The organism is Priestia sp. P1_B12_1, assembly GCF_056406695.1.
The window spans coordinates 142,184-168,413 of sequence record NZ_JBFTZR010000006.1 but is presented as its reverse complement, the minus strand read 5'-3'; the positions used below and the strand labels follow the sequence as shown (position 1 = coordinate 168,413).

Sequence of the window (26,230 nt, the reverse complement as noted above, 5' to 3'; positions counted from 1 at the left end):
CTCCTTTTACTTCATTTAACCTTCTACAGATGTTATCTCTACAGTTAGTTTATCGAATGTAAAAAGAAATAACCAATGTTCTGCTTAAAATTGATTTTGACTTGTCTCATATCGATACAGCTTAAAATGATCTGCAAGCACGCGATCTACTTTTACTTCTAAGCTGTCTACATATTCGTCCATTCGTTTTATCAAGCGGTTTCGTTTCACATCATTTTCTAAAATATTCTTAAGCTGCTGCTCAAAGGCTTCAGCATCATTAAGCGGTATCAGCAGCTCTTTTTCTTTGAGATATTCAATGTTAATTTGTTCTTGACCGGGAAGAGATGAGTGAATAAAAATAGGTAGTCTCTTGTGAAGGGCTTCGCTAATTGTCACTCCCCCCGCTTTTGTGACAATGGCATCTGCTCCCTCATATAAATCATTCATTTTCTCTCTCGATTTTACATACGAGACCGCTTTAATTCTCGGGTGGTTTAATTTTATTAGTTCTTGATACAACTTTTTGTTTTTTCCGCACAGCACATAATACATATACGTACAGTTTTGCGGAAGCTGCTGAAGCATTTTGCGTACATTTCCAAGGCCGGAATTCCCTCCGGCAATCAGTATATGTTTCTGTGGCATGAGATGGTCAATCCGTCTTTTTAAAAACGCTTTATGAACCGGAATTCCCGTTACATAAATAGAAGACTCTTTTACACCGTGAACGTTTTGTAAAAACGCTTTTGTATCCTGATCAGGTACGCAGTGAAGCTCAATTCCATTTTTACCCCATACGTCGCTTACTAAGAAGTCGGTGTATACGTTTATAATAGGAAGATCAATGATTCCTTTTTCTTTTAACCCGCTTAATACACAGGAAGGAAAGCTGTGGGTACAAACAATGACATCCGGCTGCTCTGCATCAATTAACTTCTTCATATGGTATTCGATAATCGGCCACTTTTTCACAACAAAGTCATCCATCGTATGGTCGTTTTTTTTGTATACATGACCGTAATAAAATTTTTCAAACTGCTTTGGAAAAACAGAAATCCATTTCATGTATATTGATGAAATCATTTGTTCAAGCGGTTTGCTCCAATAGCTTAAACAATCAATTTTTTGACAAATAACGTGCGAAAAACGCTCCATGATGGCATCCATAACGGCGTCTGCTACTTGGTGATGACCAGATGGCATCTGAAAAAGCGGTAAGAATAAAACCTTCCTCATTGACCATCCCTCCTCTCAAGACGTTTTCGGTTTCTTGTTCTTTTTATAAGTAAATAAATGACAAAAAAAGCTACAGCGCCCATGATAATATACGAAATATGAATTCGATCTCCTACGTAGTAACCCAAAATCAGAAAAGAAAGGACCCATACTAGACTTCCTACTACCGATAACAATAAATAAAGCAAAAACGGATAGCGACTTATTCCCGCCATATATGGACTAATCTGACGCAAGCCTGGAATATATAAACCAAATAAAATGGTCCATATCCCATATTTATGGTAGCTGCCGCTTGCCGCTTCAATTTTTTCTTTGGTTAACCCTACGTATTTTCCGTACTTATCGAAAAATGGGGTTCCCGCATACCTTCCTAGCCCGTAAGCAGTAAGCATTCCAGTTATAACACCTAAAAAAGCAAAAAGAGATGATTCGTATAAGTTCAGCTGATGTTTGGCAATAAACATGCCTAATAATATTAAAAATGATTCTTCAGGCGCTGGAATTCCAACAATCCCACAAAAAAGTACAAGTAAAATAACAATATAACCATAGGAATGTATATACTGAGAAATAATTGTTAAGTCCACTGCTCGCTCCTCTATTTACGATTGATTCATCAATTGCTGCATGGTTATACTTTCATACCCTTGCTGTTTTAAGTAAGGTAAAAATTCTTCTAACGCCGCAATCGTCATTTCAGGTGCTTTTTCATCTGCTCCCGGGGTATCTCCATTATCGTGTAAAACAAAAATGGCTCCATCTTCTACTTTACGCATTAGTTTTTGAACTAATGCCGTTTTCGTTGTTTTTAGTGTCCAATCCTGAAAGATTCCTGTCCAGATCACAAGGTGATATGGCTTGGCCATTGATAAACTGCTCATATTTAAATGTCCCCACGGCGGACGATAAAAAAGCGGCTTTTGATTTGTTACTTTCTCTATAACCTGTGCACATTGATGAATTTGTCTTTTTAATTGCCAAGGTGTTTGCGTCCATGCACTCACATGACGATGATGATGTATAGCTACTTCATGTCCTTCATCGATCATCCTGTTTAAAATAGACGGGTGTTTTTCCCCTAGTTCTCCCACAATAAAAAAAGTAGCTTTCATTTCATGCAGTTTGAACAAGTCCAAAATTTTTGGCGTATAAACAGGATGAGGTCCATCATCAAATGTTATAGCTATTTTATGCTTTTTTACCCCTTTTATTATGACTGATGAATGATAGCGACGATAAAGGGTTTGCGAAATAATGGTATATACACATATAACCATTAGAACGAAAAGTAAAACAATAAAAAAACGAGTCATATGCTTTTAACCATCCTTTTGAATTTAAATCCTGCATTTATTATAACGGTTTACTCAGACTTTGGTTTCATTTTTTTGTGATAGAAGCCAGGAATTTTAAAATAATTTGATGCTTTACCTAAAAATAGCTATTCTTCAAGGATATACCGGAAATAAAATGATATCATAAAATTTCCCTTCATTCAGTAAAAAAAGTACTTTTTACCATTTATATCTATCTTTTGTACGATAGCTTTCATTATTTTTTAAAAATAAAAAAACTTCCCGTACGAATGCGGAAAGTTTTTAAATTAAAATTTTGCTCGATACCATTTTTCAGCTGCTTCAATTTCTGTTCGTGTTAGCTGATGGCCAAATGATTCCCAATGCACCTGTACGTCCGCTCCAGCTTTTTCTAAAAGCGCAGAAAGTTCTTCCGTTTCTGATGCTGGGCAAATAGGATCGTTTGTGCCTGCGCCAATAAAGATAGAAGCGTCGGTCTTAGGCACTTCAATTCCTCTTCTTGGAACCATCGGATGAAGAAGAGCCGCCCCTTTTAAAGAATTTTCATAATGAAATAGCAAACTTCCTGCAATATTGGCACCATTTGAGTAGCCTACAGCTACGATGTTGTGTCGGTCGAATGAGTATGTTTCAGCCGCTTCATCTAAAAATTGATGAAGTTCTTTTGTGCGTTCAATTAAATCTTCTATATCAAATATTCCTTCTTGTAAACGTCTAAAGAAACGAGGCATTCCGTTTTCTAGTACATTTCCTCTTACAGATAATACGGAGCAAGAGGAATCAATCATATCTGCAACAGGGAGCAGATCTTGTTCTGTACCTCCGGTACCATGCAACAGCAATAAAGTCGGTTTCGTCTCGTCCGTTCCTTTTTTAAAAATATGTTTCACGTATATCCACTCCTTTTGAATATCTCGAATTAAAGATAATTTTATTATAAGAACTTTCGAAGCATTTGTAAAGGAACTACTGTCAAAGAAATACCTGTATGTTTTGCTGGCAGTATCACATAATACTGAATAACTTCATATGGCCATTGCTCATATGCAGCTAGGTATTTAATTCGTTTGACTTACAGCGAGGAAAGAAATATTCCACTTTTAGCTAAGTACTCCCGTCAAAAGGTGGATAATGATTAAAACTCGCCCGTCCTCCTTCGTATAAAAAGTGCCCTAGTCTGATAAATTAGTTAATTTTTTCTTTATTTCGTTACTTTCAACAGATATCAGCATTTATACCCGAACGTACTAAATCTTATTTCTTATACGTGTTATAACAACTTTTTTCTATGAGAAACAGAACGTAAAATACCAGCTTGTTTTTTCATAAAGGGGAACAAAGCCCCGAATGGTGCTTTATACGACTTTATTTGACAAACACAAATTTATGGGTAAACTAAGTTCAGATGATTGTATTTCACTTTGTTTCAGTTTAATAAAAAAACGAAGCATCTGCGAGTAAGCAAAAAATAACTGCGTAAAGAGCTATTCTTGTCAATCATCTTATACCCTAAAAACTTACCTGCACTTGAATAATAGCCTTTATTAAACTTAGCGCGTCAGCTTGTGAACGTTAATACTTTATCACCCATCTCTCTGTTAAAAGATTGAATGGGTCAACAAACTTCAGCATTCTTTACATAACGACCTTGTAAAGACGAAGAATGTAGCTATGTGTGAACATGGAATTATTACTTAGTGGAGTGAACCAACATGAGGAAATTTATTTTAGCCTTTTTAGTCGTTGTTTTAATTGTAATGCTGGGAGTTACCTATGTATTAAAGCAATTTCAGCAAACGGCTGATTTATCTTACTCGAAACTGCAGTCGGTTCAAAGTACGGTAGTCTATGACAAAAATGACCGTAAGATTGACGAATTGTATAAAACCGTTCCCCGTCAAAATGTTTCGAGCAATGAAATTCCCGATTATGTAAAAATGGCGTTTGTTGCAACGGAAGACCGTCGCTTTTACAAGCATTTTGGGATTGATTTACAAGGTATTGGCCGCGCCCTTTTTAAGAACATTGTAACAATGAGTAAAGCTGAAGGCGCAAGTACCATTACACAGCAGTTAGCAAGAAATCTTTACTTATCTAGTGATAAGACCATTAAACGTAAAGTAGATGAAATGTTTCTATCACTAGGCTTAGAAAGACAATTTACAAAAGATCAAATTTTGGAATTATATTTAAATCAAATTTATTTCGGAAGCGGTGTATATGGTATTGGTGCAGCTTCTCAGCTTTATTTTAATAAGCCTGTATCAGATTTAACCGTAGGCGAAGCTGCGCTTTTAGCGGGACTGCCAAAAGCGCCGAGTACGTATTCACCAAGCAATAGTACAGAAAAAGCGACAGCCCGACGAAACGTTGTATTGAAACTGATGCATGACCAAAACGTTATTAGCGATACTCAGTATCAGCAAGCGTTAAATGAACGTGTAGTCGAGCCTAGTGTTCCTGTTAAAAAACCGAACTCTAATCAAGCATTTATTGATTATGTAATTAAAGAAGCTGCTCAACAGTATGGCGTATCTGCTGATGACCTTTATAAGGGTGGTTATGCCATTTATACAGATTTAGATCCTAATTTACAGGAATCGATTAATAACTCTGTAGCAAATCATACGTTCCGAGATGATGCCATCAACAGCAAAGTAGAGGTTGGAATTTCAGCTGTCAACCCTAAAACAGGTGGGATTTCAGCGATGTATGGAGGACGCAGCTATGAGCGAAACGGCTTAAACCGTGCTACAAGCGGCTATCAGCTTGGTTCAGCTATTAAGCCTTTAGCCGTATATGGTCCAGCCTTAGAAACTGGAGATTATACACCAACTTCACTCCTAAGTGATGAACGACAAGACTTTGGCGGTGGATATAGCCCTAAAAACGCAGAAGGTGAATATCAAAAGCATGTGACAATGCGTGAAGCACTTACTCGTTCACTCAACGTTCCAGCTGTTTGGCTTTTAAAACAAATTGGTATTGATACAAGCGCAAAATTTATGGAAAAAGCTGGACTTCCTCTTGAAGATGACGATAAGTCAAAATTAGGGCTTGCTCTTGGAGGAACGACGACAACGTTCTCTCCCCTTCAGTTAGCACAAGGATATACAACTTTTGCTAACAAAGGCGTTATGACTAAGCCGTACGCAATTCGAAAAATTGAGATGCGCGACGGTGAAGTGAAAAAGCCAGACATTCAGACAGAGAGAGTAATGAGTGAAGAAAATGCGGATACAATGACATCCATGCTGCAAGATGTGATTGAAAAAAGCTATGGAACAGGTGTTAACGCTCGTTCTTCACGAGATGCTGCAGGTAAAACTGGTACAACCAACGATGTCAAAGATGCTTGGTTTGTCGGGTATACCGATGATGCAGTCGTTTCTATCCACGCTGGCTTTGATAATGCTAATTCTACGCAAACAACGAAATACTTATCAGGCGGCGGCGGACAAGACCCTGCTACACTGTTTAGCTCAATTATGAATAACTGGTAACAAAAAAACCTCCAACTTCACCGTTGGAGGTTTTTTAAGATAAATGCGTTTTATGCTTAAGTGAAAAAAAGGAAACGTTGATGACTTTGCAAATCGTTACATAATGCAGAACGGTCAAGACAACCACGCCACAGTTCATTCCGATAATAATTCCCTGCATGCCAATATTTGTTTGTGATCCTAAGAAAAACATCAGGGAAAAAGATACAATATGAGACCAAATCGTATGATAAAAAGCATCTTTTACATAGCCAAGTCCAATTAAATAAGCTTGAAGCGGAACAGCAAAGAAGTGAAAAAGAAAATACGGCCATAAAGCCTTTAGATAGTACACGGCCTCTGTAGAATGAAAAAACAAGTTAGTAAGTGGCTCAGCAAAGAAATACATTGCCACTATAGACGGAATCCCATATAAAAATGTCATTTGCATACTTTGAGTCAAAAGTCTTTGAAGCTGTTCTTCCTGATTTTTCGCATGAGCTTCAGATACAGCAGGTATTAGTGCTACTAAAAGAGAATGAGCAAAGAAAGCTGGAAAAAAGCCGATCGACATCGCTACACCTGTTAGCATACCAAAATGCTGCGTGGCCCCGGTTAAAGTCATGCCCGACAAAACGAGCGCGTGTTTGATTAAAAACGGCTGAACAGCATTACATACCGCATTAAATAAACGCAGTCCCGTGGTCGGAAGTGAGACGCCTAACAGCTTTTTCCGAATCTCACTTGGAGAAAGCAAAGGTCTGTGCCCTCTTGATAAAACACTTAACTGAGTAACATACGTGATAAAAAAATAAAGTAAAATAACAGCTTCGGTTCCAATTAGCGTACAAATCGCAATAAACAGCGACATTTTAACATCTGTGAAAGCAAACATTTGAAAAACAACAAATAAAATCGTTAGCTGAAAGGCTTTGCGGATAAAATTAGACACGGCGATAGTCGTCATATTATTTTTACCCGTAAAATATCCACGAAGCACGGCTGAAAATGAAACAACCGGAATGAAACATAGTACAACCCATTTTAAGTAAGGATGATAGTGACTGAAAAATGGAAAGGCTGCTAATACGGCCAGTGTAATAAAAAAGATTCCCAAGCTCACAGCAGTCGCAAAAATGGTGGCATGCTTCATCATATGCTGATGTTCTTTGCGGTGATGTTCGGCCAAAAATTTAGAAATAGAAATAGGCAGTTCTAAGTTGGCTACGGTGGCAATAAGAAAAATGATAGGAAGAACAGTCATGTACATGCCCATGCCTTCCCTTCCTAATTCTCTAGCAAGTACCATATTTACAAGAAATTCAATTAACTCTCCTGCAAAGGCAGCACCTGCTAGAATAAACGTTCCCTTCAAAAAAGTGTTCATCTCGTTATCTCCTCTATCTCCCGTCCTTTTTCATCACTACCTCTTCTCTCTATGTATATGACAAGCCCAATCCGAATTATTTATCTAATTGTATTTTTTCGGTGTACAAGTTCTTGTATAATGTTCAACCTATGTGAAAAAAAACCGTTATATACCTTTTTCACATAGGAAATTCATTCATTTCTTATACTTTGGCTCTTGAGACTTACATAGAAAAACAGAAGACTGAATGAATCTGCTGATTGCTAATGGGAATAGAGCATGTTGTTTTAATGTAACAAATTCAAATATTAGTTAAGCGTCTTTATTCACTATTTTCTGTGGATGCACTTCTTTTTTTGACACCGAAGCGTTTTTGCCTAGTACAACCGAAAAGACAACAATTATTGCTATAGCAAGAGTAAAAAGTGTAATTGTTTCACCTAGAAATAGAGCTGCAAACAGAATCATTAAAAATGGCTGTAAATATTGAACCTGGCTAACTCTGGCTATTCCACCCATAGCCATCCCGCTGTACCAAGCAACGTATGCTAAAAATTGACTCACTACTGAGAGATAAATCAAACTAACCCACGCTTGTAAAGGCGCATGGAGCATTTCAGCTGTAATGCTTAGTCCTACTGGAATCATAAAAAATGGTGCACCGATGATAATGGCCCAAGCAATTACTTGCCAGCTGCCTAATTCTCTTGCTAACACCCCTCCTTCTGCATAGCTCAGTCCAAGTATCAGCACCGCTGCTAGTAAAGCTGCATCGGCAAACTGCAGTTGACCGAATCCGAGGTGAAGAGCATACACGATAACAGCTGCCGAACCGATTATACTTGAGACCCAGAATTTTAAAGAAGGACGTTCACCCCCTCTAAACATCGCAAAACCGGCTGTGGCTAATGGTAAAAGAGCGAGTTCAACCGCTCCGTGAGAAACAGGCAATGATTTCATTGCCCAAGAAGTGAGCAAAGGAAACCCTAAAACTGCGCCTAAAGCGACGATCACCAGACTTTTAAATTGGCGAAGAGAAGGAAATTTTTCTTTTCGTACAATCAATATCACAGCTACTAAAACAGCAGCTACAGCTGTTCTTCCTAAACCAGCGACTGTCGTTCCGAAATACTTGACTGCAATGCTTGTAGAAGGAAGGGTTAAGCTAAAACAGATAACGCCTACTAATCCCAACAATACGCCCATTTTCTCTCTAATTTCTTTTTGCATCTTACCCTACCCCTGTCTTTTTATTTTTCAGAACTGTACCATTTTTCTAAAAAAAGTTCTGATATAATTAAAAGGATAGCGCAGGACAACTAGTAAAATAAATCATTCTTTTACCTATCTGTACGGGTACAAATTAAAGGAGTAGGACCTATGAGTTTAAAATATCTGAAAATCATGGAAGAAATTAAGCTTGGCCTAGCAAATGGATCGTTTATTGCAGGTGGTAAACTCCCTTCTGTTCGCCGACTCTCCCAACATTTTTCGTGCAGCAAGAATACCGTTATCAAAGCGTACAGCGAACTAGAAAAAGAGCATTTAATTTATTCTGTTCCTAAAAGCGGCTACTACGTTGTGGCAGAATTTCAACATAAGACGAATGAAAATAAAGTGATTGATTTCTTGTCTGCTGGTCCAGATAAAAACGTTATGCCTTATCTTGAATTTCAGCATTGTATAAACCAAGCGATTGAACACTACAAAGAAGAGCTTTTTACATACTCTGATCAACAAGGCTCTTACTCATTGCGGGTACAGTTAGTGAAACACTTGCAGAACTTACAGGTGTTCACTCAAGCTGAAAGGTTAGTTGTTGTATCCGGGTCTCAGCAAGCTCTTCACTTACTAGTTTCTATGCCCTTTCCAAATGGAAAAAATAATATCCTAATTGAACAGCCCACTTATTTCGGTTTTATCGAGTCTCTTACGCTGCACCAAGCTACTACTTTTGGGATTGAGCTATCAATGGAAGGGATTGATCTTGATCGTTTGGAGTACATTTTTCGAAATAATGATATAAAATTTTTCTACATTATTCCAAGATTTCACAATCCTCTTGGGCATTGTTATACAAATTTTGAGAAGAAAAAAATCGTGGAGTTAGCCGAAAAATACGATGTATATATAGTGGAAGATGACTTTTTGGGCGACCTTGATCCCGATGCAAAATCAGATCCTTTATTTTCTTTTAATCCTTGTGGACGAGTTATTTACATTAAAAGCTTTTCGAAAATCTTTCTTCCTGGGTTACGTATTGCTGCTGTCGTGCTTCCTTCGTTAATGAGTAGCAACTTTTTACGATATAAATTCAGTTCAGATTTTAATAGTTCAGCGCTTTCCCAAGGTGCTCTTGAAATTTATTTAAAAAGCGGCATGTTTACGAGTCATCTTAAAAAGATAAAAGAGGTATACCATACCAAAATGCAAACTCTTGTAGAAGCATGTGATTCACTCCTACCCGCTTATACACATTTTTCTAAACCAACTTCAGGATTCTATTTATCCATTAGTTTGCCTGAGCATGTGACAGCAAAACAGATCGTTCACATGCTAAACGAGCAGCACATATATGTTGATGATGCCTCTAGATTTTTTTTACCAGAATACAAACGAGACACTCTTCTCCGATTAAGCATCTCACAAGTAGATACGAATACGATCAAACGAGGAATTGAACAGCTAGCTCAGTGCATTACTTTAATTGATGATAGAAAACATCATCCTATTCCAAATAACCTTTTCCCCTTGTAGAATGGGAATTCAATGGACATACTAAACGAAAAGAAGCCAAGGAATTAGCATCCTTGACTTTTTTTATTTAACCGTAACGGTTATAAGAGGCATGTTATGCGTCCCTTTTGCAGAAACATGTGATTGCACGGTATATGTGCCAGGCTCAGAGAAAGATGTTTGTATTTCATATACACCTTCTCCTATTTGTTTAGGCTTTAACATCTTCCCTTTCCCTTCGCCATCTTTTTTCTCTATTTCAAATTCAATCATTTCAACATCATCATTTTTTACTTTTTCGTCTCCATATGTAACTTCGGCTTTGTAGATACCGCTTTCATTTTTCTGTAACGCCTCTGGGCCTTGAAGATTTACATCCAACGGTTTTGGCTGCACAGCATTTGTGCTTTGAGCAGGTTCCTGACCACAGGCCGTTAAAAGTAAACAAAGACTGATTATAGATATACTTATTCTTTTTTTCATGTATTCATCTCCTTTTTAAACCTTTTGTTTAACTATAACGCGTATTGCAAAGAAAAAAATGAATTTTTCTAAAAAAGAAGGGTTTTTAAAGATTTTTTAAGAAAAAAAGTTCATACTGATACTAACTAGTTTTTTCCAAGGAGGAAGAAAATGAATTCAGCTAAATCTCCAGCTAAAAAATCATGGTTACAGACATTAATTAAAAATAAAAGCGAGCGTAAAAAAGTAATCTTTATCTTTACTATCTCTTTTTTACTAGTCGTAGCAGGGCTTATTTACATCCCTATTTATAAACATTCCCTTCCACTCGATTCTAAAATATATGAAGGAAATTTTAAAGAGCTTGGTTCAATTGCACGAATTGGTTTCTTTGCAGCTTTAGCCATTTATCCTATTTTTTTATTACTAAAATGGAAACCGTTATCGTACATAAAAAAAGGAAATTTTGAGTTAAAGCCGCTTATCCAATTTTTAGCCAAGTATGTTCGTCAGTGGCACGTTCCAATTGCTCTTATATCAACGGCTTTGATTATTTTACATGGTTATATGGCTTTAATAAAAGGATTTCAAGCAAATTTTACGTACTTTTCAGGAATTATTACGATGGCTGTTCTAGCTTGTTTACTCGTGATGGGCGTGAAGCGCTATAAGCGTACAGATAAAAAGTGGCATCTTAAATTTGCTATCTCTTTTTTGGTTTTGTTTATGATTCACGCTACCTTTTCATAACTTGCCATTGTTTAAAGTTTTTTTATATAGGGTACAGTTCACAATGAATACATGATATGTATCACTATACGTTTTTACATCATTTAGGAGGTATAAACATGGCAAGAGTGTTAGCTGTATTATCAAGCGGATACGAAGAGAAAGATTATCGCACAGGTTGGTGGGCAGAAGAATTATTTGCTCCGCTGCAAAAGCTTGAGGACGCAGGGCACACCGTTGATTTAGCCTCACCTTTTGGAGGTAAGCCGGAAGTAGACGTTCGAAGTATTTCAGAAGACTTTGATCCAGACGGAACGTATAAGAAATTATATGAATCAGGAAGAGCGGATCAGACAATGAAACTTGAAGAAGTAGATGCTGAGAACTATGACGTTATTTTAGTAGTAGGCGGCCATGGCGCTATGTTTGACTTAGCAAAAAACGTGGACTTGCATGCACTTATGAACAAAGTGTACGACAACGGAGGTATTTTAGCAGCTGAGTGTCACGGACCTTCTGTTTTTGCTTTCTTGAAAGGATCCGATGATGAACTGTTAATTAAAGGACTAGACGTAACCGGTTATCCTGATGAAATTGAACCGGAAGAAGTACTTCCCTTTTTACCATACAGTTTAGAACAAGAACTTCGTGAAGTGGCTAACTACATCCCTGAGATGGATAAAAAAGCATATGCCGTTTGGGCAAATGATCAAATTGTCACAAGCCGAGATCCTTTTTCTTCCGAGTTAATGGGTGATGAATTAGTTAAAAAGCTAAATAAATAAACAAAAAAAGACTGCTTGAAAGCAGTCTTTTTTTGTTTGTTCTATAGGGATGTTTGAAACTGCTGCTCTACCAAACGCCGGTAAAAAGCATGAGAGGCTAACAGCTCTTTATGCGTTCCGCTTCCTGTAACTCTCCCTTCTTCTATTACAACAATTTGGTCTGCATTAATGACCGTAGATAGACGATGGGCAATGACGAGTGATGTGCGCTCTTTCATTACCGTTTCCAATGACTCTTGCACAAGCTTTTCTGATTCGGAGTCCAAGCTAGCTGTCGCTTCGTCCAGTAGTAAAAACTGGGGATTGCGTAACAGCGCTCGGGCAATTGCAATACGCTGTCGCTGTCCTCCTGAGAGATTAATACCTCTTTCTCCAATCATTGTTTCATATTGATCTTCAAAGGACTGAATGAAATGATGAGCATTCGCTAACTTCGCTGCTTCTTCTATTTCTTCATCCTCCACATGCCGCTCTAATCCGTAAATGAGATTTTCTCGAATTGTTCCTGCTAAAATCGGAGAATCCTGCTGAACATAGCTAAACAGGTGACGCCACGAACGTAAGTTGACGTTTTGACTGTCTGTTCCATCCAAGAATATGCGCCCCGATGAAGGCTCATAAAAGCGTTCGATAAGTGAAAAAACAGTAGATTTTCCAGCTCCGCTAGGTCCAACAAAAGCGGTAACTTCTCCTTTTTTAGCAGAAAATGAAACTTCCTGCAATACTGGTTTATCTTCATATTGAAAAGCAACTTTATCGAACCTTAAACTCCCTACCTGTTCAAGCACTTCTCCATTTTCATAGTTCTCTTCTTTCTCAGCTAATATATCAAAGATTCTTTCTGAAGCTCCTTTAGTTTGCTGAAAGCTCGTAACAAATCGGGTAAGTGAACCAACCGGAACCATAATTTGAAAAAGGTAAAGAACAAAAGCCACCAGCTCTCCTGCAGTGATAAATCCCTCACTCACCCGGTATGCACCAAACCCGACGATGGCAATCATAACAGCGGTCATCACCGTGCTAATAATCGGGGTAATGATCGCTTCAATTTTAGCTCTCTTTACACCGAAGAGGTAGAGTGACTGAAACGATTGTAAGCCGGAATCAACTTCTTTTTTCTCTGAATCGGATACTTTAATCAAGCGGATTTCACTCAGCATTTGAGCTAAAAAAGCCGTAAGCTTGGACATTTTATCCTGCTGCTCACGTGAAATTTTATGTATTTTTCTCGCTAGGGGCATAACCAGTACAAACATAACGGGAATAACCGCTAATAAAATGAGCGTCATGGGTACATCAAGCGTAAATAAAATAACAATGGCAACGATAATAGATAAAATGTTTTTAACAAAGTCAATCATTTCTGTTGACAATAAATTCATCACAATGGTTGTATCATTTGTAATGCGGCTTACCATTTCACCGGAACGGTTTTGGTCGTAAAATGAAACCGGAAGCTTTATGAGCTTGTTCCACACTTTATGTCTGAGTTCTTTTACAACACCTTGCCCTACTTGAGCAAGGAGATAAAGAGATAATGCGCTTGTTACCATTTGAGCAGCAAATAAACCAAGGAGTCCTGCTACAAGCTGCAGTGAGACGCCTACCGCAATTTTCTCCATCACTTCTTTAATCACAAGAGGAATAGAAAGCGACGCTCCGGTATTAATTAAGGCCAGTATGAACGAAATGAGTAGCTTTCCTGTCGGAGGGTTCGTTAGCAACCATAATTTTTTAAATGAAAAATGAATTCCTTTTTGCGTATTCATCTTAGTTCCTTTCTAATTCTTTTAATAGGTGGTATACACACTTTAGGCAGACACCACACAATTTACCTTCAAAGTTCTATCTTATTTTACACCATTTCCTTTCTAAACCTGAACATCTAAGCTTTTACCTATTTTTTAAACTCGTCTATACGAAAATGACAAGCTGGTCATATACTATGGTACACTGAATTCTTTTACTAGATGAGAGGTTGAATAAGAATGTCTGTTTATATTAAATCTATTTCTATTGGCACAATTTCTGGCGGGATCGTTATTTTTGGAAACGCAGGAAATATATCGCCTCCAAGCGGATCTGGTTCTAGCTCTGGTTCTGGTTCTAGTTCCCAAATGCCGATGCCTCCTTCTCCGGGAAAAGGCCCGAGAGATAACACCACTTTTAATGGCTAATAAAAAAACAGTGAGGTAATTCTCACTGTTTTTAGACTTGAATACTTGTCATCATCGCAATATAAAAAGCAAAAACAAACAAACCCGCACTTAATACGCTAAGCCATACTGTCTTTTTGTAAAAACAAATAAATAAATACACAAAAAACAGCAGTGCGACAAATAAGAACAGAATTCCTACAACCGTTACTTGAAAAGTTAGAGGAAGCGTCACTTGCTTTCCATAGATAAACGGAAGAATCGATGAATTCATTGCCATATGACTTATATTAGTTGGCGGCGATTGCGTCACCATCATAGCTGTAAATAAAAAAATGATAAGCAAAATAATGCTTTCTGCTCGAATCCACATCACGGGCTTATATTCTGGATGTTTTATCGTTTTTTTCATAAGAAAGCCATTGATGACGGCAAATGCAAGCAGCGGAATAATCGTAATATGCTTTAGTAAAAGAGACTGCCCGTAATCTGTAGCCCATGAATTTACATAGTTGGACAGGCCCATGATAATGACCATCGAAATGAACCCACTTAATGAAAGAAGCACAAAACAAGCGATTGCAAAAGGAGTAAACCAGCTTAAGAAACTTTTCCAATTGGAGGTTTCTTTTGAAAAAGCGGCAACAATCAGAACCACCCCTCCCCACAGTCCAACTGCTAAAATATGAAGAGAATGAGAAAGCATGCCGCTAAGCGCAGAAGCGGATGCTGCGTGACTTGCGTAGGCGATTCCTCCCACTAAGGCTACAGTCAGTAATGTATACATATGAGGGTGGCTCTCTATTGACACAGCAACCATACATAAAATAGCAATCAGCACAACAAAGATCCAGGCGTGTCCCGTTCTTGTTTCCAATAATACAAGACGAACTGTTTCACCTAACCCTCTTATTTTTGAAAAAGATAAAATAATCTCAAGCGAATTTCCAACCGAAAAAATAGCGACAGCCGCTGCACTTGCAAGTAGCCATCGCTTTGATAATAAAATTGTTGGCTTTTTTGTAAGAGGTACATATTGCAGTACGGCAAATCCTAATAGTAAGGAAAGACCTACGTATGTGAACCACTCAAAAACAGGCAACAAAATACTCATCTTTTTAAGCCTTTTTCTTCCTGAAGATTAAGAGTAATGCTCCAACCACCACTACAATAGCAATAATCATGATAACAAAAAACGATGAAGAATCATTGTTCTCTGTTTTTTCATCACTTGCTACTGCACTTTTTTTGTGCTGTTTGGATTGCGTGGCGTCTTGCTTTTTTTCACTATCTTTTCCGGCTGCTTGAGTATTCTCTTCTTTCGCTTCATCTTTCACATCTACCTTAAAAGCAATCGAATCTTTCATTACATGACCATCTTCCCCTACAATTTCCCAGTCTACTGTGTAAGATCCGTTTTCAAGAGGCTGATCGAGAGAAGCTATTAAATCATGACCCTCTACTTTTTGCGATGCAAGTGAAATTTTTTGTCCATCTTTTGTAACGGTTACAGTACTAATTTTCTCGATGTGTGTTTCAAAGGTTAATTTAATTTCTTTTAGAGGAGCTGTAACAGTTGCACCATTTTCCGGCACGGTTGTTTGCACATGTGTATGAGCGAAACTAACTGTCGGAACAGCTAAAAAGCATGCTAAAAGTAAACCTATTATTTTTTTCATATTTATGACTCCCTATCTCTTTTTCTTTTTTCATCATATCCAAAAATGTTTTTATGTAGACGTTTCCGAACACGATCTATTTTCCTAGTAAGTGTACTCCTTTTTTACTCAGTCTCACAATAACTATTACCAATTCGTTATAAAATGTTCACAAATCCTAAGGCATATGCCGCTGTAATTTTTTGAATATTCTTTCAGACTATCCTTGAATATAGTAAAATAGTTAAATAAGATGGCTGACTTTTTTCTAGCTTAAAATCCCATACAGAAAGGATAGAAACAATGAAAAAGTATACATGCCCTTGCTGTGGTTATCAATCGTTAGACAGTGATGGTGACTATGATATTTGTGAGATATGTTTTTGGGAAGACGATCCGTACCAAAAGCTGAATGCCAACGAATTAGGAGCCAACTCTATTTCTTTAATAGAAGCTCAGGAAAATTTTATAGTTTATGGAGCGTGTAATAAAGAAAGCTTACAGCACGTGAGAAAGCCTTCTGTTCAAGATGTAAAAGATTTTAACTGGAAACCTATTATAAGTCACGAATAGCAAAACTAGTTTATAAAAAAAGAATGCTTGCGAAAGCATTCTTTTTTGGATTCAGTAAGAAGTGGAAACGAATGTAGAAAGCAAATTTGTAAACTTATAAAAAGTTTGAGTTTTAGACGAAACTCTTCCTTTTGAAGTGAATGAATCAAACATAGCACTTCGCAGCGGTTGGCTAATCTCTAATTGAATACTTTTCCCGGTACGATTTTTATTTGCAATATTTCCAGGGTTAATGCCTGCAATCTCATCGTGTCCTTTTGTAATCAGTTCCGCCGGAAATCCATTTTGATTTAATAATTGCGTTAATTTTTTTGCACGCTCCCGATCAGTCCCGCCCACAAAAATATGTTTTTCGTTCCCAGAATACCCGTGAAGAGATAAAACATTATCATACTTGCTTACCATCTTACGCGCTGTGGGCTCATCAAAATGAGTGCTTGTGAGGTGCAGGTCTCGTGATCCTTTCGACTTTAACGATTCGAATAGGTAAAGAGCATTTTGTTTGCTAAGCTCTTTGGCAATTTCGCTTGTCCCACCTTCAATTCCTCCACCGTGTGGAGCAAAGATAAGGACAGAGCTTTTCGTTTCTTTGGTCGTCACTTTATAGCTAGCTGAAGACTCATTCTGTGAGAGCTGCTTGAAATTTTGATATTTATCAGTTGATGCACTAGATGTATCTTGAAAAGGTGAAATGAATAAAACGAGTAGACAGATACATAAGGTAGAGAAACTTACTAAACGATAGCTTTTCAATTTGTACTCCTGCTTTCTTTTGTGTAATAAGACCTAAAACATTAGGAACCTAAAAAATCCAAAAATAATATTTAAAGTAGTCTTATTTACTTATCGTTACAAATTGTAATTTATTTAATAGTTCTTAATACCTATTTATGCTGTTTTAAAAAAACTTCAGCGCATATTCACTGAAGTTTTTTTACTTTTTTTGTTTTTATTTATTTAAAGCAAGCGCCAAACTAATTTTATCCAGCCAAAGAAGGCGATCCATAAAGGTATGCTCAAAGATGTTCCCCACGCTAAACCAATTAAGAAGTTTCCTCTTTCAATCATACAAACCACTCCTTATGAACATTGTAGGTGAACAAGTACCATTCTATACCTTCACTATAACAGAAAGCGCTTTCATTTGATAGTCACTTACACGTTTTTAGTGCTATATTCATACAGAAAACCGGATTTCAAGTAGATAAAGGGCGATATATAAGAAAATGAATAATTGCAAGGTGTAAAAGTATAATAATCTACTAAAAAAAAAGAAACCTTCTTTGAAGGCTTCTTTTCTAGGTGTTTTTTATTGTTCGCCGCTGCGCTGCAAGCGATTCTCAATAAATAGGCGCTCAACAAATTTATTTAGCTGTGCTTGATACAAACGGCGCTCATCTAGCGATTTTGCGTCTTGTATTTGCTGCTTAAATCGTTTGATTTGCTGTCTTTGTTCAACCGTTACATGATGAGAAAGAAGCATAGGTCCCCCTCCATTTCACTAACGTTTAAATTAAGTAAACCAAGGTTTACCAAAACAAACAACAAACCTGTTAGCTTCTCTTACATACATTTTTTATTCAGCCTCTTTAGCCCCAACTAATGCTAAACCTGGACCGTACGGCGTTGTATGAACATCTAACATTAATTCATTTGTATAAGGCACAATAGAAGCTTCCATTGCTACTTGTACTCCATCGACTTCATACATTTCATCATTTTCAAAAGGCTCTTCAAAAGCTAACCCAATATTAGGGATTTCACAGCTAATTCCTTTGAAATACAAACGAATTCCTGTTATCTCCTGTTCTTCAAGTATATTGTTAATTAATTGTTTTGCTTCTGGTGTAATATGCATGACTAAACCTTCTTCCTTTCAATACTCTTGCTCTATCCTATCATATCTTTAGAGTTTTTAAAGAGAATAATTATGATTTAAAAGCATTCTTATTATTATTCAATAATTATTATAAATAAGTATTGATTTTAATTTGATATTTGATATAATATAAACATAAGATAACAACAACTCATTAGGAGGCTATTAACTATGAATTTAGAAAACGTATTAAACCAACAAATTGCCGATTTTAACGTATTGTATACGAAGCTTCATCGCTTTCACTGGTATGTAAAAGGGCCTCAATTTTTTACGCTTCATGAAAAATTTGAAGAATTCTATAATGAGACGGCGGACTATATAGATGAATATGCAGAACGATTACTAGCCATTGGAGGAAGTCCAATTGCTACAATGAAGCAATTTTTACAAGCAGCTACTCTTTCTGAAGATGGAAACGAGCAAACGAGTGAAGAAATGGTAGAAACTTTAATTAATGATTATATGCTACTTGTTAAAAACTTAAAAAACGCAGTTGAAAAAGCTGAAGCAGCACACGATCACGTAACAGCTGACTTATTCATTGGAACAATCGGCAACATTGAAAAACATATTTGGATGCTAAAAGCTGCTTTACCTGTAAAAACATCCGTAAACGCATAAAAAGAGCCTAACCGGCTCTTTTTTACGTTTGTTGATTTACTTTTTTTTGTCTTTGCAGCCACATAAAAAAAGACATATCATCGTGAATGTCATCTTCTAGCACAGCCTTATAGACATGATCACTCGTATAATAGCGATTATATCCGCTTTGCTGTTTGAAAAATAAAATGCATTCCCGCTTCTTTTCAGTGAGAAGTGATTTTAATAACTCTTGTTTCTCAACTTTGTCCTTCACGATATTTTCTGGAAGTACGGAAATATCAAGTTTCCACTCTTCTCCCTTCTGAATCATATACACACTCCACTGATACTTATCTTTTTCATTAGCAAATATCATCTTATAAGGGTTAAAACGCTTTGTAAGCTGATACCCCATGTGAAAAACAGATTCTTCATCCATTTCATCATTTCCTACGTAAAAATTAATGATGCGATTTGTCATGACATTTAATTCAAAACTCTCCCCTGAGAGAGGACAACCATATTCTCTTAACAGATCCAATAAATGATTGGATACCACCAGTTGATTTGCTTCGTGTTTTAATTCACTTGAGTATGACAGCAGCTCATTCATGTTTTTTGATTCCCCTATCTATAGATCGTGAATTGTTATTGATATTCGCTTTTTTTTTATAAAACCCTTTCACTTTTATCCTTTAATTAAATAACTAGTTGTAAATTAAGTTATGTAGAGCAACATTTTATGAATAAATCAAGTTTGAGTATAAAACCTGAAGAAGTTTAAAGACTATAGTCGATACCGATTTTAAGGAGGACTTAGTATGAATAATCACGAACTTCCTACAAACATGCAAACTGGAGCTATCCCCCCTCAATTGAACCATGGAGGGCATGAACTATTTGACGTTCATGAAACACTTGCCGGTTCGATTAATGTAATGGATCAGTTTATGATGTTTAGGCAATATGTAAAAGAACAAGAGCTGCTTGATATCATTGATCGGCAATATCAGTTTATTTTAAACGAATATAATTTAATCGTAGAAGCTTTTTCTACGGGTCAAAAGCCGGCCGGTTCTACACATGTGTATAACATGAAGCAGTCTAATACCTTTATTTATGGTTTAAAGCCTTCGCAGCCTAAAAAGCCGAATCAGTCCGTGGAGGAAATTAATGAAAAAGGCATATCAGGTCATATGCTAGGTCTAATCAAGTCTCAAGCATCTCTTTTAACCATGACCGCTTTAGAAATAACAAATCCTGTTGTTCGCCGAATATTCGGAGACAGTGTTCCTAATTGGATTGAAATGGCTTATGAAATTTCTCTTTATCAAAATAAACACCATTATTATCAAGTGCCGCAGCTTGCAAAAGAAGATATGCAGCAAATGATCACAAGTTTTACAAAAGCCACTGCCTCTCCTCAGATGCCTAATAACCATAACGTGCATTAATTAAAAAGAGGCTGGGGCAAACGTATTTTAATTAAAGGAAGATCCGAACGATTCATCGTTCGGATCTTTTCATTAGTATGGTGAATATAGGTTATGTTTAGAGTAGCTTCTAGCTGTTGATTGGAGGGAAAGCGTAGCCTTGCACGGAAATCACCAGCAGTGTAACCACACGACCCGTACTAGATCATTTACTCAGTTTATTCGTCTTTAGATTGTATTGATTTTGTTATATCTCAATCTCGTTTTTTGTGTATATTTCAGAAAATGACAAAAAACTATGCATTTTGAATTATTTTCTGAATATTTGTAGTATTTTGATTAATTATGTATTATAATAAATTTAACCAATAGAAAGGAGTGAGAGATGCATCATATATACTCGGATTACAGTTAAAGGAGGTGTCATAACACGCTCGCAGTACGTTTGCTAAAAGTCAGTTGAACTGTAGAACCGATATGTGATAGACCATGATGGTAAAGTTAAGATTAATTCCCCTAAATGAACATGTAACATAATAAACTGCTTCTTATTCTTTTTAAAGATAGAAGCAGTTTTTTTATGTGCGTTTTTCTTTTCCGGATTTAATACATGTTTTCTCCACTTTGGCTAACACTTAAGATATACATTTACGTACAAGGTGGTGACTTTAATGATCGCCGTAAAATTACTATTAGTCGCAGTCTTAATTGCATTAACTGCTTTTTTTGTAGCGACAGAATTCGCTATTGTAAAAGTAAGAAGTTCAAAAATTAATCAGCTTCTAGAAGAAGGAAATAAAAAAGCCGTCTCTGCCAAACATGTTATTACGCATCTAGATGAATATCTATCCGCTTGTCAGCTTGGTATCACCATCACGGCTCTCGGGCTTGGTTGGCTTGGTGAACCGACGCTAGATCGGTTGCTTCACCCTCTTTTTACTACCTTCCATACGAATGAGCCGCTTGCTGGCATTTTATCTTTTGTCATTGCATTTGTTGTTATTACTTTTTTACATGTTGTCTTGGGAGAATTAGCTCCTAAAACGTTTGCTATTCAAATGGCTGAACAAATTACGCTGAACTTTGCAAAACCGATTATCGTGTTTTACAAACTTATGTATCCGTTCATTAAAATATTAAACGGCTCAGCTCGTATGTTGACCAAGGTTTTTGGTATAACGATGATTTCAGAAAATGAAGCTGCTCATAGTGAAGAAGAGCTGCGCATTTTGTTATCTGAGAGCTTCGAAGGCGGCGAAATTAATCAATCCGAATATCGATATATGAGTAAAATTTTTGATTTTGATGATCGTTTAGCTAAAGAAGTAATGGTCCCTCGTACGGAAATTGTGAGTGCTTCCAAAGACGACGTCGTAGAGGTTTTTTTGCAAATCGCAAATGTCGAAAAATATACGCGCTATCCAATTGTTGAAGATGGGGATAAAGATAAAGTAATCGGTCTTGTTAATATCAAAGAAATTTATAATGATATTGTATTTAACGAAAAAGACGGCACCAATACGTTAGAATCATACGTCAAGCCTATTTTTAAAGTAATTGAAACTGTACCTATTCATGACTTGCTTGTAAAGATGCAAAAAGAACGTATCCAAATGGCTATTCTTTTTGATGAGTATGGCGGAACCGCTGGGCTTGTTACAGTAGAAGATATTATTGAAGAAATTGTAGGAGAAATTCGAGATGAGTTTGATACGGACGAAATTCCTTATGTACAAAAAATTAAAGACGATCATTATATTCTTGATGGAAAAATGCTCATTAGCCAAGTAAATGATTTACTCGGTACGGATATTAGCGATGAAGAAGTAGATACCATTGCCGGGTGGGTGTTAACCGAAAAGTTTGATGTGACCAAAAATGATATCATTCAGCATGAGCAATTTTACTTTAAAGTTCTGATTATAGAGGATTTTCACATTAAGTATATAGAAGTAAAAAAAAGAAAGAAGAAAGAAAAAAAGGATGATCATCATTAATCATCCTTTTTATTTATTCAAAATCCCTTTTACCAATCGTCTCCTCCATCAAAAAAATCTCCATCCAACAGATCCTCCCCGGCTTCTTCAATATCTTCTCCAATTTCGCCAAGCGCCGAGTCTTCAAACATATCATCCATCAAATTCTCAATGAGCAGTCCGCCTAACATACCGGCTGCAAAGCCTCCCATTGCTCCTCCCAAACCGCTCATACGTGGGTGGTGTGAATGCTGATCATAGTGAGAAGGCTTATAATACTCATAGTCTCGAGGATTTTCCATCATCTCTTCCATCGCTTCTTCCAGCAAGCGAGCGATAGTGGATGGCTGGCTTAGTTCATCATTTGTAAAAAAGAGTTCGTTTTTTATTTCCCTCTCTCGGCCGAAAGAAGGCAAATCCAGCTCCAATAACACGCGAATACCTTCTCGTTCAATGGCTACCTCAAACTCAACCTCATTTACATACCCCTTTAAGAAGTCTGTAGGAAAAAATGCAAATTCTTGTTTGTATCCGTTAAATTTTCCTGAATGATGTTTTTCTCTAAACCCAAGTGCTTCAAAGCCCTCTACTAACTGATATAAGCTTTTTGGAGCTTTAATGCGCACAGGGTCCCGGTCTGTTGAGTCTACTCCCCCTTCAATATCTAAGTGTGTCTTAAAGAAATAGCTGACGTTGCTCGCAGAGATTGGAAGATCCAAAGGTAAATGATATGTAAATGGAATTTCTTTTTTCTCGCCTTCATTAATTGTAAATGAAGAAGCTGCGCGCAGGCTTTCCACACGATGTGTATGCATTTGACCGCTTTTCATTTGAACTTCAAGCCAAAATTCAACATCAATTAAATTAATATGTTGCTGAACGTTTCCCCCTTGGATGATAATAGCTCCTTCAATTACATGACCGAGCGTATAGGCCGTTTCATTTAGGCGTAAATCTACTTTGGCAGCTCCAACTCCAATTTTAGCAAACATTTTTTTAAACATTTTTTTTCCTCCTCCAAAATGCTCTTACTATATATACGAAGTATACCGTTTATAAGTTTCAACTTACAAAAAAAGAACTCAATTTCTTGAGTTCTTTCTGCTAAATCAACGCTTCATTTTAATTCAATTATTTATTAAATTAAAACACCCAGCCCCAACAGCAGCGACGTCTTTTACAACCGCCGTGACCTCCGCCATGACAACCTCCGTGACCTCCACCGTGGTTACCGCCGTGACCTCCGCCATGACAACCTCCGTGACCTCCACCGTGGTTACCGTCGTGACCTCCGCCGTGACAACCTCCGTGGTTACCGTCGTGACCTCCACCGTGGTTACCGCCGTGACCTCCGCCATGGTTGCCACCATGATCTCCGCCATGGTTACCGTCGTGACCTCCGCCATGGTTGCCACCATGATGGCATTTTTTATGTCCAGAACGATGATCATCATCATGTTTAGGACAATGATCGTTATGCTTATAATCGCTATGACAGCATTTTCCTTCATGGCTGCTTCTTGGATCATAGCCAGAAGTTTTGTAATAATACTGATTAGAACACCAGCAACACTTCTTTTTATTGTTGTAACTCACATAAACCATCCTTATCTATAAATAAGATTTATATAGGCAATTTTATACCTATATATAAATAGATTATGTAAACTAGTACAAGGAAGTGCATTGCTGTGGGCCATGACCTAAGCCTGTTTTTAGGAGTATGTACGGGGGCGATAAGACAAGAAAAAAAGCCATCTAGAGATGACTTTTTTTATATTTGATTTTTCACTTTACTTGCGCTTTCTGCATAAAACTCTAGAATTTCTCTTCTTCTCACAATTCCAATAAATACACCTTGATCATCCGTTACAGGAACAAAATTTTGGTCAATTGCCTTTGAAAGGATGTTTTGAACTTCATCATATATAGCAACTGGGTTATAATCTTGATAGCGGTCAATCTCTGTTAATTTAATATTTTCCGTATCTTGAAAGCGATAGTCTCCTAGGCTTTTTAACTTCCAAAGAAGATCCCCTTCAGTAAGAACGCCCACATATTTACCATCATCGTCAACTAGTGGAACTGTAGAATAGCGATGATACTCCATTTTTTCAAGAGCCTGTCTTAATGTGGATTGAATATTTAGTGTTACAACATCACTTTTTGGTACTAAGAAAAATGCAATATTCATTTTTTAATCTCCTTTTCCTTACCCGCTCATCTTACAATTTCTATTTATTTTTTCAGTTTTCGGCTTATTTTAATGTTTTAATCATACAAAATGCAGCTCGCAGTTATCTTACATTTACAACTATAAGCTGTCAATCCTAAGCTATGTAATTCTGACTTCTTATTTTCTTTATTACAGTACCCGTTTTCTAAATAATCAAATCCTAATTTTTAGAAAAACACGTCTAGTTAAAATAATGGTTCCTGCCGCTGCTTCTTTATACTAATAAGGGCCGGAAGAGCTACTTTCAGCTCTTCTTCTCTGCGATAAGAACGCAACTGAACCTCATTATATGCTCTGTTTATACTTGTTGACTCATGAAAAAGTCCCACATGATTCGACTAGCGTTGGGGCCTTTAGGGTCTGTATAGCTGCCCGCTGAGTTCCCTCCTGACCATGCATGACCCATTCCATTGATAATATATTTATCAATAGCCAATTCTCCCTTGCTGCTTTCGTAGCGATATGTTGTATAATCCCGTCCAAAGAGAATTTTTTCTTCTCTCGTTTTAACCGGGCTATCTTGAATCCATCCATCTATTCTTCCGTTATAAGCAAGATTATTCGTTGTAATCCACTGGTGAACCACTTGATCTGCATTGGCTACATTTACCGTAGAATCAGCGTTACCATGAAATACAATGAGCGGCAGTGGCTTTGCCCGTTTTCCCATTTGCTGATAAGCAATTCTCCCTTGTTTAACGGGGGAAGGACCTTTACTGGCCATGACAGAATACGCATTAAATACGTTAAGAGCCGCCTGATATTCGATACCTGCTGACACACCTATTCCAGCAAACAGTTCTGGATACGTTACCCCCATAACGATGCTCATTGCTCCTCCTGCTGACAGACCGGCAATAAACACTTTATTTTTCTGAATGAAGTGCATGTTTTGGACTTTTTTTACAATTCCTGCAATAATAGCTGGCTCGCCAAACCCTCTAATTTGATGAAGAGGTTCAAACCAGTTCCAGCATTTATTCATATTGGAGTTAGAAGACTGCTGTGGGTATACGACAATAAATTCCTTTTCATCGGCGAGCTCGTTCATTTGCGTGCCTATTGCAAAATCATCTGCATTTTGTGTACATCCATGCAGCATAACCATTAGTGGATAAGATTTCAAAATATGATAAGATTTAGGTAAATAGACCTTAAATTTTTTTCCTTTATGAGTATATGTTTTAAATGATTCAGATGACGCTTCTTGTTGTTCACTTGAAGACACAAGCGTTGACGTATTTATAACATTAGGTAGTGAACCCAACATGGTACCCCTCCTCTTTTTGTCAACGTTTTCATTTTTCTTCCCAATTACGTCCTGTATTACAATACTACATATTATTTCGTTTTTTTGCACGTTCTACATACTCTGAGAGTACAACTTATTTTGGTTTTAAGCCGTTTTTTATCTTCTTGAAATTTGGGATTTTTTTGCTATATATATACTTTATTACTATATATGAAAATTGTCACTATAATCATGAAAAAAGGACAAACATGCCGTTTGCCCTTTTATTTGGACCCTGATGTTTAAATACCTTTTGCCGAATTAAGCCTCTATACTTTTATTATATGATGCTCCCTATCATTTATATGAATTTATTGCTCTTCATGTTTAAATCTGTAACCTT

The 26,230-nt window shown here is 37.0% G+C and carries 27 protein-coding genes; 9 read left to right on the top strand and 18 right to left on the bottom strand.

Going from position 1 to position 26,230, the window contains the following annotated elements:
• Window positions 1-84: 84 nt before the first annotated feature.
• From AC1D0Y_RS20010 to AC1D0Y_RS19995, 4 genes are all read right to left on the bottom strand, one after another.
• On the bottom strand, window positions 85-1,218 hold the full coding sequence (locus AC1D0Y_RS20010; RefSeq protein WP_013057664.1) for an MGDG synthase family glycosyltransferase: 1,134 nt from the start codon (window positions 1,216-1,218) through the stop codon (window positions 85-87).
• Window positions 1,215-1,808, bottom strand: a complete 594-nt coding sequence (locus tag AC1D0Y_RS20005) for a DedA family protein (protein ID WP_013083764.1) — start codon at window positions 1,806-1,808, stop codon at window positions 1,215-1,217. Before AC1D0Y_RS20005 ends, AC1D0Y_RS20010 begins: the two co-directional genes overlap by 4 nt.
• A 15-nt stretch (window positions 1,809-1,823) precedes the next feature.
• Complete coding sequence (locus AC1D0Y_RS20000) at window positions 1,824-2,534, bottom strand: polysaccharide deacetylase family protein (protein WP_060746959.1); 711 nt, start codon at window positions 2,532-2,534, stop codon at window positions 1,824-1,826.
• Between the two features lie 290 nt (window positions 2,535-2,824).
• The gene (locus tag AC1D0Y_RS19995) at window positions 2,825-3,427 is read right to left on the bottom strand and encodes an alpha/beta hydrolase (protein ID WP_028409123.1); all 603 of its coding nucleotides are present in this window, start codon (window positions 3,425-3,427) and stop codon (window positions 2,825-2,827) included.
• An 822-nt stretch (window positions 3,428-4,249) separates the two neighbouring features.
• On the opposite strand from AC1D0Y_RS19995, the gene AC1D0Y_RS19990 reads away from it, so the two are divergent.
• Window positions 4,250-6,040, top strand: coding sequence for a transglycosylase domain-containing protein (locus AC1D0Y_RS19990; RefSeq protein WP_028409124.1), 1,791 nt, complete (start codon window positions 4,250-4,252; stop codon window positions 6,038-6,040).
• Window positions 6,041-6,074: 34 nt separating this feature from the next.
• On the opposite strand, the gene AC1D0Y_RS19985 is transcribed toward AC1D0Y_RS19990, so the two are convergent.
• Both AC1D0Y_RS19985 and AC1D0Y_RS19980 read right to left on the bottom strand, forming a co-directional pair.
• Window positions 6,075-7,406 carry a polysaccharide biosynthesis protein gene (locus AC1D0Y_RS19985; protein ID WP_028409125.1) on the bottom strand — a complete coding sequence of 444 codons (1,332 nt, stop codon included), beginning with the start codon at window positions 7,404-7,406 and terminating at the stop codon, window positions 6,075-6,077.
• Window positions 7,407-7,700: 294 nt separating this feature from the next.
• Entirely contained in the window at window positions 7,701-8,618 is a 918-nt protein-coding gene (locus tag AC1D0Y_RS19980; protein ID WP_028409126.1) for a DMT family transporter, read from the bottom strand.
• 150 nt (window positions 8,619-8,768) lie between these two features.
• Here AC1D0Y_RS19980 and AC1D0Y_RS19975 point away from each other — a divergent pair, with 150 nt between their 5' ends.
• Window positions 8,769-10,145, top strand: coding sequence for an aminotransferase-like domain-containing protein (locus AC1D0Y_RS19975; RefSeq protein WP_060746960.1), 1,377 nt, complete (start codon window positions 8,769-8,771; stop codon window positions 10,143-10,145).
• Between the two features lie 63 nt (window positions 10,146-10,208).
• On the opposite strand, the gene AC1D0Y_RS19970 is transcribed toward AC1D0Y_RS19975, so the two are convergent.
• Window positions 10,209-10,607 (bottom strand): FixH family protein, encoded by a 399-nt coding sequence (locus tag AC1D0Y_RS19970; protein ID WP_028409128.1) that lies wholly within the window; start codon window positions 10,605-10,607, stop codon window positions 10,209-10,211.
• Between the two features lie 150 nt (window positions 10,608-10,757).
• Here AC1D0Y_RS19970 and AC1D0Y_RS19965 point away from each other — a divergent pair, with 150 nt between their 5' ends.
• On the top strand, window positions 10,758-11,336 hold the full coding sequence (locus AC1D0Y_RS19965) for a hypothetical protein (protein ID WP_060746961.1): 579 nt from the start codon (window positions 10,758-10,760) through the stop codon (window positions 11,334-11,336).
• Window positions 11,337-11,434: 98 nt separating this feature from the next.
• Window positions 11,435-12,100 carry a type 1 glutamine amidotransferase domain-containing protein gene (locus AC1D0Y_RS19960; protein ID WP_477707862.1) on the top strand — a complete coding sequence of 222 codons (666 nt, stop codon included), beginning with the start codon at window positions 11,435-11,437 and terminating at the stop codon, window positions 12,098-12,100.
• A 41-nt stretch (window positions 12,101-12,141) separates the two neighbouring features.
• Here AC1D0Y_RS19960 and AC1D0Y_RS19955 read toward each other — a convergent pair whose 3' ends face one another.
• Window positions 12,142-13,869 carry an ABC transporter ATP-binding protein gene (locus tag AC1D0Y_RS19955; protein ID WP_060746962.1) on the bottom strand — a complete coding sequence of 576 codons (1,728 nt, stop codon included), beginning with the start codon at window positions 13,867-13,869 and terminating at the stop codon, window positions 12,142-12,144.
• 219 nt (window positions 13,870-14,088) lie between these two features.
• Here AC1D0Y_RS19955 and AC1D0Y_RS19950 point away from each other — a divergent pair, with 219 nt between their 5' ends.
• Window positions 14,089-14,277 (top strand): hypothetical protein, encoded by a 189-nt coding sequence (locus tag AC1D0Y_RS19950; protein WP_060746963.1) that lies wholly within the window; start codon window positions 14,089-14,091, stop codon window positions 14,275-14,277.
• Between the two features lie 31 nt (window positions 14,278-14,308).
• On the opposite strand, the gene AC1D0Y_RS19945 is transcribed toward AC1D0Y_RS19950, so the two are convergent.
• Together AC1D0Y_RS19945 and AC1D0Y_RS19940 are read right to left on the bottom strand one after the other, a co-directional pair.
• Window positions 14,309-15,370 (bottom strand): copper resistance D family protein, encoded by a 1,062-nt coding sequence (locus AC1D0Y_RS19945; protein WP_235593618.1) that lies wholly within the window; start codon window positions 15,368-15,370, stop codon window positions 14,309-14,311.
• A gap of 4 nt (window positions 15,371-15,374) precedes the next feature.
• Window positions 15,375-15,935 carry a copper resistance CopC family protein gene (locus tag AC1D0Y_RS19940; RefSeq protein WP_060746964.1) on the bottom strand — a complete coding sequence of 187 codons (561 nt, stop codon included), beginning with the start codon at window positions 15,933-15,935 and terminating at the stop codon, window positions 15,375-15,377.
• A 282-nt stretch (window positions 15,936-16,217) separates the two neighbouring features.
• Here AC1D0Y_RS19940 and AC1D0Y_RS19935 point away from each other — a divergent pair, with 282 nt between their 5' ends.
• On the top strand, window positions 16,218-16,487 hold the full coding sequence (locus AC1D0Y_RS19935) for a CPCC family cysteine-rich protein (protein ID WP_013057680.1): 270 nt from the start codon (window positions 16,218-16,220) through the stop codon (window positions 16,485-16,487).
• A gap of 51 nt (window positions 16,488-16,538) precedes the next feature.
• Here the strand turns inward: AC1D0Y_RS19935 and AC1D0Y_RS19930 are convergent, their stop codons facing one another.
• From AC1D0Y_RS19930 to AC1D0Y_RS19920, 3 genes are all read right to left on the bottom strand, one after another.
• The gene (locus AC1D0Y_RS19930; RefSeq protein ID WP_028409134.1) at window positions 16,539-17,240 is read right to left on the bottom strand and encodes a poly-gamma-glutamate hydrolase family protein; all 702 of its coding nucleotides are present in this window, start codon (window positions 17,238-17,240) and stop codon (window positions 16,539-16,541) included.
• A 556-nt stretch (window positions 17,241-17,796) separates the two neighbouring features.
• Window positions 17,797-17,970 carry a hypothetical protein gene (locus AC1D0Y_RS19925; protein WP_165574973.1) on the bottom strand — a complete coding sequence of 58 codons (174 nt, stop codon included), beginning with the start codon at window positions 17,968-17,970 and terminating at the stop codon, window positions 17,797-17,799.
• 93 nt (window positions 17,971-18,063) lie between these two features.
• Window positions 18,064-18,345: a hypothetical protein gene (locus AC1D0Y_RS19920; RefSeq protein ID WP_013057684.1), complete on the bottom strand. Its 282-nt coding sequence runs from the start codon at window positions 18,343-18,345 to the stop codon at window positions 18,064-18,066.
• Between the two features lie 192 nt (window positions 18,346-18,537).
• Between AC1D0Y_RS19920 and AC1D0Y_RS19915 the strand changes: the two genes are divergently transcribed.
• Window positions 18,538-18,990 (top strand): Dps family protein, encoded by a 453-nt coding sequence (locus tag AC1D0Y_RS19915; protein ID WP_028409135.1) that lies wholly within the window; start codon window positions 18,538-18,540, stop codon window positions 18,988-18,990.
• Between the two features lie 22 nt (window positions 18,991-19,012).
• Here AC1D0Y_RS19915 and AC1D0Y_RS19910 read toward each other — a convergent pair whose 3' ends face one another.
• A complete protein-coding gene (locus tag AC1D0Y_RS19910) occupies window positions 19,013-19,564 on the bottom strand; it encodes a hypothetical protein (protein WP_060746965.1) in 552 nt (183 codons plus the stop codon).
• Between the two features lie 208 nt (window positions 19,565-19,772).
• Between AC1D0Y_RS19910 and AC1D0Y_RS19905 the strand changes: the two genes are divergently transcribed.
• Window positions 19,773-20,405 (top strand): spore coat protein, encoded by a 633-nt coding sequence (locus tag AC1D0Y_RS19905; RefSeq protein ID WP_028409137.1) that lies wholly within the window; start codon window positions 19,773-19,775, stop codon window positions 20,403-20,405.
• A gap of 650 nt (window positions 20,406-21,055) precedes the next feature.
• Window positions 21,056-22,381: a hemolysin family protein gene (locus tag AC1D0Y_RS19900; protein WP_060746966.1), complete on the top strand. Its 1,326-nt coding sequence runs from the start codon at window positions 21,056-21,058 to the stop codon at window positions 22,379-22,381.
• Window positions 22,382-22,410: 29 nt separating this feature from the next.
• On the opposite strand, the gene AC1D0Y_RS19895 is transcribed toward AC1D0Y_RS19900, so the two are convergent.
• The 4 genes from AC1D0Y_RS19895 to AC1D0Y_RS19880 all read right to left on the bottom strand — a co-directional run bounded on the left by AC1D0Y_RS19895 (window position 22,411) and on the right by AC1D0Y_RS19880 (window position 25,866).
• Entirely contained in the window at window positions 22,411-23,364 is a 954-nt protein-coding gene (locus AC1D0Y_RS19895; protein ID WP_028409139.1) for a sporulation protein, read from the bottom strand.
• Window positions 23,365-23,503: 139 nt separating this feature from the next.
• Window positions 23,504-23,956, bottom strand: coding sequence for a hypothetical protein (locus AC1D0Y_RS19890; protein WP_477707861.1), 453 nt, complete (start codon window positions 23,954-23,956; stop codon window positions 23,504-23,506).
• A gap of 178 nt (window positions 23,957-24,134) precedes the next feature.
• A complete protein-coding gene (locus AC1D0Y_RS19885) occupies window positions 24,135-24,554 on the bottom strand; it encodes a CBS domain-containing protein (RefSeq protein ID WP_013057690.1) in 420 nt (139 codons plus the stop codon).
• Window positions 24,555-24,894: 340 nt separating this feature from the next.
• Window positions 24,895-25,866, bottom strand: a complete 972-nt coding sequence (locus tag AC1D0Y_RS19880; RefSeq protein ID WP_028409141.1) for an extracellular catalytic domain type 1 short-chain-length polyhydroxyalkanoate depolymerase — start codon at window positions 25,864-25,866, stop codon at window positions 24,895-24,897.
• Window positions 25,867-26,230 lie beyond the last annotated feature (364 nt).